Source organism: Phenylobacterium sp., from assembly GCF_030693625.1.
In the GTDB taxonomy this organism is placed as follows: domain Bacteria; phylum Pseudomonadota; class Alphaproteobacteria; order Caulobacterales; family Caulobacteraceae; genus Phenylobacterium; species Phenylobacterium ferrooxidans.
Map to the genome: position 1 here is coordinate 58,835 of NZ_JAUYAF010000066.1, position 12,554 is coordinate 71,388.

At 67.4% G+C, this 12,554-nt stretch carries 13 protein-coding genes; 6 read left to right on the top strand and 7 right to left on the bottom strand.

The genetic code is table 11. The annotated features are described in order from the left end of the window. Positions 1–6: 6 nt before the first annotated feature. A complete protein-coding gene (locus tag Q8N10_RS15265) occupies positions 7–972 on the bottom strand; it encodes a MoxR family ATPase (RefSeq protein WP_304781132.1) in 966 nt (321 codons plus the stop codon). Positions 973–1,242: 270 nt separating this feature from the next. On the opposite strand from Q8N10_RS15265, the gene Q8N10_RS15270 reads away from it, so the two are divergent. Further along, complete coding sequence (locus tag Q8N10_RS15270; RefSeq protein WP_304781135.1) at positions 1,243–1,467, top strand: hypothetical protein; 225 nt, start codon at positions 1,243–1,245, stop codon at positions 1,465–1,467. Positions 1,468–1,477: 10 nt separating this feature from the next. Here Q8N10_RS15270 and Q8N10_RS15275 read toward each other — a convergent pair whose 3' ends face one another. Then, complete coding sequence (locus Q8N10_RS15275) at positions 1,478–2,113, bottom strand: methylamine utilization protein (protein ID WP_304781138.1); 636 nt, start codon at positions 2,111–2,113, stop codon at positions 1,478–1,480. Positions 2,114–2,248: 135 nt separating this feature from the next. Between Q8N10_RS15275 and Q8N10_RS15280 the strand changes: the two genes are divergently transcribed. Both Q8N10_RS15280 and Q8N10_RS15285 read left to right on the top strand, forming a co-directional pair. Beyond that, on the top strand, positions 2,249–3,127 hold the full coding sequence (locus Q8N10_RS15280) for a DUF3034 family protein (RefSeq protein WP_304781141.1): 879 nt from the start codon (positions 2,249–2,251) through the stop codon (positions 3,125–3,127). Continuing rightward, complete coding sequence (locus tag Q8N10_RS15285) at positions 3,127–3,609, top strand: group 1 truncated hemoglobin (protein ID WP_304781143.1); 483 nt, start codon at positions 3,127–3,129, stop codon at positions 3,607–3,609. The genes Q8N10_RS15280 and Q8N10_RS15285 overlap by 1 nt, the downstream gene beginning before the upstream one ends. 70 nt (positions 3,610–3,679) lie before the next feature. Here Q8N10_RS15285 and Q8N10_RS15290 read toward each other — a convergent pair whose 3' ends face one another. Both Q8N10_RS15290 and Q8N10_RS15295 read right to left on the bottom strand, forming a co-directional pair. Next, on the bottom strand, positions 3,680–5,923 hold the full coding sequence (locus tag Q8N10_RS15290; RefSeq protein WP_304781146.1) for a TonB-dependent receptor: 2,244 nt from the start codon (positions 5,921–5,923) through the stop codon (positions 3,680–3,682). Positions 5,924–6,075: 152 nt separating this feature from the next. Further along, complete coding sequence (locus Q8N10_RS15295) at positions 6,076–6,954, bottom strand: alpha/beta fold hydrolase (RefSeq protein ID WP_304781149.1); 879 nt, start codon at positions 6,952–6,954, stop codon at positions 6,076–6,078. Between the two features lie 168 nt (positions 6,955–7,122). Here Q8N10_RS15295 and Q8N10_RS15300 point away from each other — a divergent pair, with 168 nt between their 5' ends. Next, on the top strand, positions 7,123–7,800 hold the full coding sequence (locus Q8N10_RS15300; protein ID WP_304781151.1) for a TetR/AcrR family transcriptional regulator: 678 nt from the start codon (positions 7,123–7,125) through the stop codon (positions 7,798–7,800). On the opposite strand, the gene Q8N10_RS15305 is transcribed toward Q8N10_RS15300, so the two are convergent. Next, positions 7,797–8,879, bottom strand: a complete 1,083-nt coding sequence (locus tag Q8N10_RS15305; protein ID WP_304781154.1) for a hypothetical protein — start codon at positions 8,877–8,879, stop codon at positions 7,797–7,799. The two genes, Q8N10_RS15300 and Q8N10_RS15305, sit on opposite strands and share 4 nt — an antisense overlap. Positions 8,880–9,094: 215 nt before the next feature. On the opposite strand from Q8N10_RS15305, the gene Q8N10_RS15310 reads away from it, so the two are divergent. Beyond that, positions 9,095–10,120, top strand: a complete 1,026-nt coding sequence (locus tag Q8N10_RS15310) for a phosphotransferase family protein (protein ID WP_304781157.1) — start codon at positions 9,095–9,097, stop codon at positions 10,118–10,120. After that, the gene (locus tag Q8N10_RS15315) at positions 10,117–10,524 is read left to right on the top strand and encodes a hypothetical protein (RefSeq protein ID WP_304781160.1); all 408 of its coding nucleotides are present in this window, start codon (positions 10,117–10,119) and stop codon (positions 10,522–10,524) included. The genes Q8N10_RS15310 and Q8N10_RS15315 overlap by 4 nt, the downstream gene beginning before the upstream one ends. Here the strand turns inward: Q8N10_RS15315 and Q8N10_RS15320 are convergent. Together Q8N10_RS15320 and Q8N10_RS15325 are read right to left on the bottom strand one after the other, a co-directional pair. Continuing rightward, positions 10,521–12,059 (bottom strand): acyl-CoA synthetase, encoded by a 1,539-nt coding sequence (locus tag Q8N10_RS15320; RefSeq protein WP_304781163.1) that lies wholly within the window; start codon positions 12,057–12,059, stop codon positions 10,521–10,523. The genes Q8N10_RS15315 and Q8N10_RS15320 overlap by 4 nt on opposite strands. 82 nt (positions 12,060–12,141) lie before the next feature. Next, positions 12,142–12,453: an NIPSNAP family protein gene (locus Q8N10_RS15325; protein ID WP_304781165.1), complete on the bottom strand. Its 312-nt coding sequence runs from the start codon at positions 12,451–12,453 to the stop codon at positions 12,142–12,144. Between the last annotated feature and the right edge of the window lie 101 nt (positions 12,454–12,554).

A 12,554-nucleotide genomic window follows, 5' to 3' on the forward strand; every position in this document is an offset into this window, starting at 1 on the left:
GGACCCTCAGGCCAGGGGCCGGCGGATCAGCTCGACGATCTGCGGCTCCACGGCGGCGATGTCCTGCTCGAACTTGAGCAGCACGTTGAGACTGTCACGCACGACCTCGCCGTCCAGGCTCTCGGCGTTGAGCAGGATGAGCGCGCGGGCCCAGTCCACGGTCTCGGAGATCGAGGGCGACTTGCGAAGGTCCAGCGTGCGCAGGGATTGCACGAAGCTCACCAGCTCATGGGTCAGCTTGGCCTCGATGCCGGGCACACGGCTGGCGACGATCTTCCGCTCCAGGGCGGCGTCGGGCAGCGGGATGTGCAGGTGCAGGCAGCGGCGCTTCAGGGCGTCGCCCAGGTCGCGCACATTGTTGGAGGTCAGGAAGACGATCGGCGGGGTCTTGGCCTTCAGGACGCCGAGCTCGGGGATCGAGACCTGGTAGGCCGAGAGCACCTCCAGCAGGAAGGCCTCGAAGGCCTCGTCGGACTTGTCGATCTCGTCGATCAGCAGGACGCAGCCGTCGTCTTCCCGCAACGCCTTCATCAGGGGGCGCGGCTCCAGGAAGGGCTCGGAGAAGAACAGGTCGCCAATGCCGTGCAGGCGGTCCATGGCCTCGTCCATGCTGCCGCCGGCCTCGGCCAGCTGGGCACCCATGCGGTCCTTGAGGATCTGGGTGTAGAGCAGCTGCTTGCCGTACTTCCACTCGTACAGGGCCTTGGACTCGTCCAGGCCCTCATAGCACTGCATGCGGATCAGCGGCAGGCCGAGCAGGGCGGCGGTGGACAGCGCCAGTTCGGTCTTGCCTACCCCGGCGGAGCCTTCCACCAGGATGGGCTTCTGCAGGTGCACGGCCATGTACAGGGCGGTGGCGATGCGGCGCGAGGCGATATAGCCGACGCCGGCCAGGCCCTCGATCAGGGCGTCCACCGAAGCCATGGGGCTGCTGGCGGCGGCCGAATATGCCGCCGGGGCTGAAAGGGTCAAAGTCGTAGCTTTCAAAAATGGCGCAAAGCACGCCGGAGAGGACGTCAATGGCGCCAGTGTGCCAAGCCGGGCGCCCCTTGTGCAACCCTTCGCGTGGCCGCGGGCGAGTCGAGCTGCGCTTTACCTGCGCTTCACACCCCTGAATTTATGGCTAAGCCATGCGCCTACTCCCGGCCCTCCTCCTCGCGCTGCTGGCGGCTGGCCCGGGCTGGGCTGGCGACCTGGCGGTCAGCCTGAAGCCTCCGTCCGGCTAGCCGGTGACGGACGCCCTTGGCGTGGCCGGGGGCCGCTCAGGTGGACTCCGTGCTGCGCCGCCTGGGGATGTTCAAGTTCCTGCGAACCAAGCTGACCCTGCTCTACGCCGCCCTGTTCGGCATGACCCTGATCCTGATCTCGGTGGCGGTATTCTCGGCGATCTCCAGCGCCGCCCAGCCGCTCAATGAGCTGCTGGTCTTCATGCGCGACGACGAAGCGCGCAGACGCACCTACGGCTGAACGCGCCCGTCTAGTGGATCATGTTCATCGCGCCTGGGGCGGGGCGCAGGTCGACCTTGACCTCCCGCCGCCCGCCGGCGGCCGGGACAGAGATCGTCTTCGCGACCTGGTTCCGGGCGGTCTTCATATAGGGCTGCCAGACGGTCATGGCCGCGTTTCCAGCCGGCGCATTGCGGATCAGGGCCACCCCGTCGGCGCCGGTCTTGGCGGCGTAGGCGGTGTCCACCACCACCACATAGGCGATCATCTGGTCGTGGATGTTGCAGCCCAGGGCCACGACGCCGGCCTTGTCGAACACCACGCTGCGGCTCTCGTCGCGGCCATACAGCTTCAGTTCGAACTTCTTGGTGGGCGAGAAGGAATAGACGTGGTGGCGCACCTTGTCCTTGTTGGGGAAGGTCACGTTGCTGCCCGTCGGTACGATGAGGACGAAGGGGTTGAAGCTGATGTTCTGCTGGGCCACCGAATAGGGCCAGGTGAACTTGATCGGCGCGCCTGCCGCGCCGCCGCCCAGCGGCTTCAGCGTCACCACGGCGTCCTTCACCGGATGTCCCGCCGCGTTGCGGACCTCGACCGAGAGATCGCCGGCCTCGGCCTGGGAGGCGAGGGTCAGTGCGGCCACGGCCGCCAGGATGATTGCGCGCATGCCAGCAGCATCGCCTGCTCTCGTGGCCGCGCGGTTAACAGGATGGGCGAACCTTCCATCAACAGGTTTCGATCATGCTTTCCTCAAGGAATTGGGCAGACCCGCAGGGGGGCGCCGCCGAGGAGGATCGGTCGGATGACAGGCAAAACGCAGGCGGTCTTGCTCGCCTTGACCCTGGCGATGACGGCGACTCTCGCCCAGGCTAGGGATCGCGAGACCAGCGGCAAGCTGCTGCTGACCGGCGGCGTCACCAGCCTCGAAGGCGCGGGCGGCGGCGGTTTGGCGACCTGGGCGACCATCACCGGCTATGAGACCGTGGACGAGGTGGGCGCCAACGCCCACGCCACCCTGGTGCAGTTGCCCGACTACCAGTTTCGCGCCGGCGGCGTGGCGGTCGGCTTCCGTGATCGCGTCGAGATCTCCTACACCCGCCAGTCCTTCGACACCGGAGACACCGGGAGCAAGCTCGGCCTGGGCCAGGGCTTCACCTTCAACCAGGACATCGTCGGCGTGAAGGTTCGCGTCCTCGGCGACGCCGTCTACGCCCAGGACAGCTGGGTCCCGCAGGTCGCGCTCGGCGTCCAGTGGAAGAAGAACGACAAGGACGCCGTCATCACGGCCATCGGCGGCAAGGACGACTCCGGCGTCGACTACTATGTGGCCGCCACCAAGGTGCTGCTGAACCAGAGCCTGGTGCTGGACGGAACCCTCCGCGCCACCAAGGCCAACCAGACCGGCCTGCTGGGCTTCGGCGGGAACAAGAACGACGACTACGAGCTGCAGTTCGAGGGCTCGGCCGGCTACCTGGTCTCCAAGCGGCTGCTGATCGGGGCGGAATACCGTAGCAAGCCCGACAACCTGGCGGGGCTGAAGGAGGATGACTGGGTCGACATCTTCGCCGCCTACGCCTTCAGCAAGAACCTCTCGGTCACCGCGGCCTATGCCGATCTCGGGACCATCGCCACCTTCAAGGACCAGCGCGGTCTGTACCTTTCCATCCAGGCAGGCTTCTGATGTCGAACCTCCGCACTCTGATGTTCGCCGCGGCCCTGGGCGCCGCCGCCCCGGCCTTCGCCGAGGAAAAGCCGGTCGATCCCTACACCCAGTCCAACGCCAACGCCGGAGCGACCCCGTTCACGGGCGAGCAGATGCTGGCGGCCTTCAACGGCCGCGAGGGCGTGGCTCGTATCGTTGACGACACCCTGGACCGCAGCGTGGCCGACCCGAGGCTGACGGACATCTTCCGCGCCACCGACATGGAGCGCCTGCGTCGCACCCTGAAGGAGCAGGTGGCCCATTTGCTGGGGGCGCCGGTGGACTATACCGGCCGCGACATGAAGACGACCCACAAGGACCAGGGGATCAACACCGCGGAGTTCAACCTCCTGGTCGAGCACATGCAGTTGGCCATGGACAAGGAAGGCGTCGCCTACCGACACCAGAACCAGCTGCTCGCCAAGCTGGCCCCCATGAAGCGCGACGTCGTTACGCGCTGAATCACCTCATCCAGACACAAGAAAGGCCCGGGCGACGCCCGGGCCTTTGTCGTTCTGGGCTGAGGGGCCCCTAGTACTTCAGGGTCACCGTGGCCATGACGGTGCGCGGGGCGCCGAAATAGGCGGTGCGGATGCCGCCCACCGAGGAGAATTCCTGAGCGTCGGTCTTGTAGACCTCATCGGCCAGGTTCTTGCCGTAGAGGCCGGCCGAGACGCGCCGCTGCGAGCTCTCCCAGACGATCTGGGCGTCATAGAGCCAGTAGCTCGGCTGGAAGATGCCGGGGAAACGGGCCCGCGTGGTCAGGTTGGCGTTGTCGATCGCCAGAGCCATCTCCGAACGGTACCGGGCCTGGGCGCCGATGCTGACGAAGCCGGTGTCGCCGAGATCCCACTCGTAACGGCCGGCCACCCGACCCGTCCATTCCGGCGAGAAGGCCGGGGTCTGCCAGGAGCGATCCAGGGTGGTGAAGCCCGTCGCCGGGGCGACGGCGGCACGCTGCTCGGAGAACTCACCGTACTCAGCGTTCAGGTAGCCGAGCTCGGCGTTCAGGCTGAGGCCTGCGATCGGGTTGGCCGCCAGTTCCAGTTCAGCCCCGTAGATCTTCAATTGGCCGGCGTTCAGCACGGTGAAGTCGATGGCCGGGATGGGCTGGGTGGGCGAAGTGACCGAGTGGCCGACACGGGCCTGGAAGTCCTGGTAGTCGTTGTAGAAGATCGTGAAGTTGGCCCGGGCGCGGTTGTCGAACAGCTGGGTCTTCACGCCGCCCTCATAGGAGATGGCGGTTTCGGGGGCATAGGGCTGCTCTTCGCCGGGCGCATTGGCGCGGCCGTTGAAGCCGCCCGACTTGAAGCCCTTGGAAACGCGTCCGTAGAAGAACACATCTTCGGTGGCCTGGTAGTCGAGGCTGACCATCGGCGAGACGTCGTCCCAGGTCTCCTCAGCCTTGAAGGCGAAGGTCCCGTTCAATGCGCCCAGGTTCGAGAAGGTCGAGGTGGTGCGGGCGTACTTCTTCTCTTCGTTGGTGTAGCGGACACCGGCCGACAGCCGCAGCTGCTCGGTGAGCGCGTAGCTGGCGTTGGCGTAGGCGGCCCAGCTGGTGGTCTTCAGGTCGTCGTCCACGGTGCGGAGGAAGCTGAAGGGCGCGGTATAGGCGTTGGCGAAGGCGGCCTGATGGGACTTCACGGTCTCCCTCAGATAGTAGACGCCGCCGATCACCTGCCAGGGGCCGTTGTTGTAGGCCAGCTGCAGCTCCTCGCTCACCTGGTCCTGGTCGACCGCCACCAGGGCGTCGGTCAGCTGCAGGGCCGTGGCGTCGAAGTCGATATAGTCGTCGCTGTCGAGATTGCGATAGGCGGTGATCGACTTCAGCGACAGGGTGTCAGTCAGGTCGTAGGCGACCGTGACGGCGGTCCCCCAGTGCTCGAAACGGGTCTCATTGGGCAGGCCCGGCGTGGTGGTGGTGCTGAAGTTGAACTCCGGGATGGCCAGGGGCACGGGATAGAGCACGGGACCAAACGCCGAGGTCAGGCTGTTCTGAGCCTGGCCGACGCTGAGGCCGGACTTGTCCTTGGTGTAGTCGGCCGAGGCGTTGACGCTGAGCCGCTCATTGGGGGTCCAGGCCAGGGCGACCCGGCTGGAGAAGGTGTTCTTGTCGTTGTACTCGGCGCCGTTCACCGGATCGGTGACGTAGCCGCCGCGCGCCGAGCCCATGGCCGCGAAGCCGAGGGCCAGGGTGTCGCTCACCGGGCCCGACAACGCGACCTTGGCTTCGAACAGGTCGTAGCTGCCGACGCTGACGGAGCTTTGCGAACGGACGGTCTGGTCGGGCTGGCGGCTCACCAGCTTCAGGGCGCCGCCGATGGTGTTCTTGCCATAGAGCGTGCCCTGCGGGCCGCGCAGAACCTCGACGCGGGCCAGGTCCAGCAGGTCGAACTGGGTGCCGCGGATACGGCTGTAATAGACGTCGTCAACATAGACGCCGACCGCGGGGTCGAAGGTCTGCAGAGCGTCGGGCTGGCCGATGCCGCGGATGTAGATGTTGGTCGAATTCGACGAGGCGCGGCCCTGGACGAGGTTCAGGTTCGGCACGGCGCCTTGCAGGTCGGTGATCGCCGTGGCGCCCTGCCGCTGCAGGGTCTCGGCGGTGAAGGCCGAGATGGCGACCGGGGTGGTCTGCAGGTTTTCCTCGACGCGGCGGGCGGTGACCACCAGCTCTTCGACTTCACCGGGGGTGGTGGTCTGGGCATAGCCCTGGCCGGCGAAAACGCTCCAGGCCGCGCTCGCGGCGAGCGCGAGCTTCCAATTGGTTCGCATAGGTCCCTCCCATGGCGCCCGGACAGGCGCCTCATTGAGCGTGACCGTGGCCTCCCCGAGGGGGAGCGTCAATTATTCATTCATCGTGGAGTGAATTTGAGATCAGACGCTTTGCGACCGATGCAAGCGCGCCACAGAATCTTCGGTGAACGTTAGGCCGCGCCGGCGAAATAGGTGTCCAGGGCGGCCTTTGCCTGAGGCTCCTCCAGGGTCGGCGCGTGCCCAACGCCGGCGATGTCGACACGCACCATATGCGGCAGCAGCGCCCCCATCCGGTCGGCGACCGCATCCTCCAGAATGTCGGAGTCGGCGCCGCGCACCAGCAGCAGGGGCCTGCCCGTCGCCATGGCCGTGAACAGCGGCCAGAGGTCCGGCGCGGCGGCGGCTGGCGCGGCGGTGGGAGCGACCTTGAAGACGTCGGAGATGGCGGGATCATAGTCGAGGGCGAGCCCCTTGTCGGTCTCGCGGAACACCCGGCGGGCGAAGCGGTCCCAGTCGACGTCGGTCAGGCCCGGCAGGGCCTCACCATTGACGGCCTTGGCGTAGGCGGCGGCGTCGGCCCAACTCGCCACCTGCGGCGCGCCGCCGACATAGCCCGCGATCCGCGCTAGGCCCGCCGCGCCCACCTCGGGCCCCACGTCGTTGAGCACCACCCCGGCGATGAGATCGGGGCGCATGGCCGAGAGGGTCAGGGTGATCAGCCCGCCCATGGAGGTGCCGACGAAATGGGTGCGACTGATCCCGCTTTGCTCCAGCAAGCCGATGACGTCGCCTGCGTAGACGGCGGGGTTGTAGTTCAGCGGGTTGGCGTCCCAGGCCGAGCGCCCGCGGCCGCGCACGTCCAGCGCCAGGACGCGGCGGCCCGAGGCGGCGATGCGAGGCGCCACCACCTCGAAATCCCGGGAGTTGCGCGTAAGGCCATGCAGGCAGACCACAGGCGTCCGGGCCGGGCCGTCCGCGGGCGCATAGTCCCGCGCAAACAGGGTCAGACCGTCGGCGCTGGTCCAGGTTCTCATCGCGGCGTCGGTCATGGCGGGCTCCTGATATGGGGCAAGAGCACGCCGGTCCGGCGTCGAAGTCAATCACTCAGCGTTGAATGAACATTGACATGCGAGTGACGCGCGTCACGGTCGGGGATCACCTTTGAGACTGAGGCGCGGCGCGCCATACTCAAGGGGCGAACCGTTGAGGAAGGCCGTATGGCGACAGCGTTACAGTCCAAGGCCGCCGGCAGGACCCGCGCCCAGAAGAGCTTCGAGACCAGCGAGCGCATCCTGGACGTGGCCGAGGCCGAGTTCTCCCGTCACGGCTTCGACGGCGTCACCCTGCGGGCCGTGGCCAAGAAGGCCAAGGTCGATACCGCCCTGCTGCACTACTATTTCGACTCCAAGAAGGGCCTGTTCGACGCCGTCTTCCTGCGCCGCGCCGAGGTGCTCAACAAGGACCGCATGGAGGCCATGGACCGCTATGAGGCCGAGGCCGGCGACGACATCACCGTCGAGGGCGCGGTGGCGGCCTTCCTCAATCCGGTGCTGGAGCGCTGCGCCAACGCCGGTCCGGAATGGCGCGCCTATTTCGCCCTGATCGGCGTGGTCAATAACACCCCCGTCTGGGGCGGCGAGACCATGACCCGCTACTTCGACCCGGTCATCCACCGCCTGATCCGCGTGGTGCGCCGGGCCCTGCCCTATGCGCGGGAAGAGGACCTGTTCTGGTCCTATCACATGCTGTCGGGCAGCCTGACCCTGACGCTGGCCGAGACCGGGCGCATCGACACCCTCTCGGGCGGCCTCTGTCGCTCGGAGGACATCGCCGCCGTCACCCCGCGCATGATCGCCTACGCGGCGGCGGGATTCCGGGCGGTGTGTAAAGGCTAGAGCCCGTAGGGCCGGTAAGGCCCCGCGATCAGCTGCTCGAACACGCCCATGCCCTTGATCGGGTCTTCGCCGGGGGTCGAGAAGGTGACGCGGCTGAGCGCCTGGATGTGCCAGTTCTCGGGGCTGGCTAGGTTGGCGGCGCCGAGATCGATGTCCTCGCGCGCGATGGCGAGCTCACCCTTGTACCCGCCATGCCGCCACTCCGGATGCCCGTAGCCGATGCCGCGCATCAGGAAGGTCAGGAAAGGCTCGAACTTCACACTGGCCGCACCCTGGGCGAGCGGGATGTTGAGGGTGCCGCCCTGGGCGTGGCGGGTGCCCGGGATCATCGAGACGTCGTCGATCCTGGCGTGCTCGCTGTGATAGCCGCCGCCCTCTCCCGCCCCATCTGGCAGGATGACCGCCCGGGTGTTCCACGGCGTGCCGTCCGAGTCAGCGTTGACGTGGAAGAAGACGCTGCGGTCGGCGAAGTTCAGCGGGGTCCACTGCCAGAAGAAGCCGGTGATGGTCTGGGGCACGGCGGGCTGCGGATCGGGCGCCCCGATCGGCCGGATACCCCAGGAGCGATCCCGCGTCCCGACGCTGCCCGCCGCCAGGGTGACGCGCTTGCCGTCCACCTCGATCCAGCCGGTGCAGCGTACGTTCTGGGTCAGGCGGGTATAGTCCATGAAGGCGCGCGGTCCGTTGCGGCGGGTGAAGCGCGGCTCCTCGATGGGAAAGGTGCGGCCCTCGAAGACGAGTTCGGCTGAGATCCCCTCCGAAGCCGCGACGGTCACCTTCAGCTTCTGCAGGGGCTCCAGCACCTCGATGGTGATCGGCCCGCAGGACAGCTCCATCCGCTCGCTGTTCAATACCCGGCTGACGTGGAGGCAGTGCTCCACCCCGTCCCGCACTACGGCGAAGTGGGCGTCTGCGATGTTGAGGTTGGGATAGACCCCGAAGGCGACGGCGAAGAACTCGGTCCCGTCCGGCTGGTAGCCGTTGAAGAAGTAGCGATCGTAGAAATTCCGGTCGGTGCCCGAATAGGCGATGGGGTCGGGGGTCTGATGGATCGGGAAATCATCGGCCTTGGTGAGCATCGGGGTATCCTCCGGCGCGCGTGTTTTCGTTGTCGGTATTGCCGCCGCGCGTGTCAGGGCAGTATCAAGTGAACAAAGATAACAAGACAAGGGAGAGCGTCGATTGCTGACCTCGCGTAAGCTTACGTAGGGTCGACAAGCGACCAGGTGCAGATGAGCGCAGCCGACATCACGTTTTCCCAGTCCACGGTCGCTCAAGGCCCGTCGAGCGCCCAGTGAGCCATCCCCTTGAACCCCGCCTCGCGGCCTATATCGCCCTCCAGATGCCGCAGGCCACCGGGGTGGCCGTCCGCGACCTGGCGCGCATCTCCGGCGGCGCGTCGCGGGAGACCTATCGCTTCGTGGGCTCCTGGAATGAGGGCGGCGAGGCCCGCGAGCGCAAGCTGATCCTGCGCCGTGATCCGCCTGCCAGCCTGATCGACACCGAGCGCCGCATCGAGTTCGAGGCGTATCGCGCCTTCCACGGGACGAGCGTTCCGGCGCCCGAGATGCTGTGGCTGGAGGAGGGCGACGGTCCGCTGGACCACCCCTTCTTCATCGCCGAGGAGATCGCGGGGTTCCAGGCCGGTCCGGGCCTGCTGTGGGCCGAGCCCTATCTCGGGACTCACGCCAAACTCGCCGAGCGCAAGTGGACCATCCTCGGCGAGATCGCCAAGGCCGATCCGGTGGCCAATGGTCTGGCCAACGTCATGCCCGCGGTCGCGGCGGGGGACTGCTGGCGCCGTGAACTGACCTACTGGGAAGAGGTCCTGAACGACGACGAGGCCGAGCCCCTGCCGATCATCCGGGCGGCCATCCGCTGGCTGCGCGCCAACCCGCCGCCGCCGGCCCAGAAGGTCGGCGTGGTGCACGGCGACTACCGCACCGGCAATTTCCTCTATGACACGGAAGGGCAGATCCACGGCGTCCTGGACTGGGAGATGGCGCATCTGGGGGACCCGCTGGAGGACCTGGGCTGGAGCCTCAATCCCATCTGGAGCTTCGGCCGCGGCCTGGCCGGCGGCCTTGTCCCGGACGCCGAGGCCATCGTCATCTGGGAGCGAGCCAGCGGTCTGGTGGCCGACCCCGCCGCCTTGCACTGGTGGACCTTGTTCAACTGCGTGAAGGGCCAGGCGATCTGGGTTTCCAGCGCCCGGGCCTGGCTGGACGGCGGCAACCGCGACCCCATCATGGTCTACCCCGCCTGGGCCATGACCAACGCTCAGGACCGGGCGGCGCTGCAAGTCATGGGGCGGCTATGATCCCGTCAGTACCCGCCGTTCTCGTCGATCTGGCCGGCAAGGTCGCCGCCAACGCCGCGCCCAATGTGAACCCGGTCGATCGCGCCAGCGCCCTGGGGCTGTCGGCCATGCTGATGGGCCTCGCAGCCGAGAGCTGGGATAGCGCCGCCCACCACCTGGTGATGGAGAACCGGGCGTTCCGCACCCTGCTGGCCAAGGGCGCGGCCTACGTCCCGCCGCCGGTGGAGCACGCCGAGGACGATTTCCGGCTCTCGGCCCTGGCCGCCGAGAACGGCCGCCTGCGCGGCGCCCTGATCACCCTGCAGATCGCCGTCGAGGGCCGCGACGAGGCCATCAATGACGCCATCTGGGCCGAGCTCCTGGCGTCCACCGAACGGCGCAAGACCCAGGGGTCGGCGGTCTAGATCTTGCGGTCCTGCCAGTAGGCGTCGCGCAGCACGCGCTTGTAGAGCTTTCCGGTCGGCAGGCGGGGCATCTCGGCGATGAAGTCGATGGAGCGCGGGGCCATGTAGCTGGCGAGCCTCGCCTTGGCGTAGGCCAGCAGTTCCTCGGCCAGGTCGTCGGTCGGGGCGTGGCCGGGCGCAGGCTCGATCACCGCCTTCACCGCCTCGCCCATTTCCGGATGCGGGATGCCGAACACCGCCACGTCGGCCACCTTGGGATGGGTCACCAACAGGTCTTCAATGGCCTGCGGATAGATGTTCACCCCGCCCGAGATGATCATGAAGGACTTGCGGTCGGTGAGGTACAGGTAGCCGTCGGCGTCGAGGTAGCCGACGTCGCCCAGCGCGTTCCAGTTGGGGTGCTTGGGGTGCCGGGCGTCGGCGGTCTTGGCGGGATCGTTGTGGTACTCGAAGGTCGGGGCGTCGCGCTCGAAATAGACCAGGCCGGTCTCGCCCACCGGCAATTCCTCGCCGTTCTCGTCGCAGATGTGCAGCACGCCCAGCGCCGCGCGGCCGACGGAACCCGGGTGTTCTAGCCAGTCCTCCGAGGTGATGAAGGTCGAGCCCGAGCCCTCGGTGCCGGCGTAGTACTCGTAAAGGATCGGGCCCCACCACTCGATCATCTGGCGCTTCACCTCCACCGGGCAGGGGGCGGCGGCGTGGATGGCGACCTTGTGGCTGGAGAGGTCATGGCGGGCGCGGGCCTCCGGCGTCAGCTTCATCATGCGCACGAACATGGTGGGCACCCACTGGCTATGGGTGACGCGGTATTTCTCAATCAAGGCAAGGGCTTGCTCGGCGTCGAAACGCTCCATCATCACCACCGTGCCGCCGAAGGACTGCACGCTCATCACATAGGCCAGCGGGGCGGCGTGATAGAGCGGGGCGGGGGAAAGGTAGACGCTGTCGGCGCTCAGGCCATAGCGGTTGACCGCCTGGCGGGCGGCGAAGCCCTCGGCCGGCGTGGCCTGGGGCAGCGGGCGCAGGATGCCCTTGGGCCGCCCCGTGGTGCCCGAGGAGTAGAGCATGGAGTCGCCCATCCACTCCTCCGCCAAGGGCTCGGGCGAGGCCGACGCCAGGGCCTCCTCGTAGGACTCCCAGCCGGGTATGGTCCCGCCCACCATCAGGCGGATCGGGCAGTTGGGGATCAGGTCGGCCAGGGCCTGGGCGGTCTCGCGCTTCTCGTAGGAGGTGATCAGGGCCTTGGCCCCGCAGTCGCCGATGATGTAGGCGGCCTCGTCCGGGGGCAGGTAGCGGTTGATGGTGGTGACGTAGAGCCCCGACCGGAAGCCCGCCCAGACCGGGTCCATGAAGGCCAGGTTGTTCTCCATCAGGACCGCGATGTGGTCGCCCCGGCGCAGTCCCCGGGCCTGGAGGAGCCGGGCCACGCGGTTGGACCGCTCGTCCAGCTCGCGATAGGTCACCACCTGCCCGGTGTCGGCGGAGATCAGGGCCGGCTTGTCGGGCGTCAGGCGGGCGTGGTCGGGCAGGTACATGGTCTCTTGCTCCCCTTGGCGTCCGTCTGATCGCGGCTCGCCAGGAGGTGACGATGGAGCCGGAACCCTTGGCAGGCAAGGCCTAGCCGTCGGTGACCGGAGTCAGGAAGGTGCGCTCCTCGTGCAGGATGAAGCGCTGCTGCTGGGCCAGGGCGAAGTTGGCGGCCCCGGCCGGGTCGGTGCGCAGGCGGGCGCGATAGGTCTCGTAGGCGGCCAGGCTCTGGAAGGATATCAGGGCGTGGGCCACGTCATTGGTCCCCTCGTGCGGCAGCCAGTAGCCGACCAGGTCGCCGCCGCAGGCCGGGATGATGGTCAGCCAGTTCTTCGCATAGGCCTCGAAGGCGTCGCGCTGGAAGGGGTCGATGACGTAGCGGATGTGGCAGGTGATCGTCACGTGTTGGTCTCCACGGAGGGTAGATAAGGCCCCTCTCATAGGCCGCCCTAGGGCGGGGAGATTTCGACCGTGATCGAATTGTCGTCGCGCGCATCGAGGGC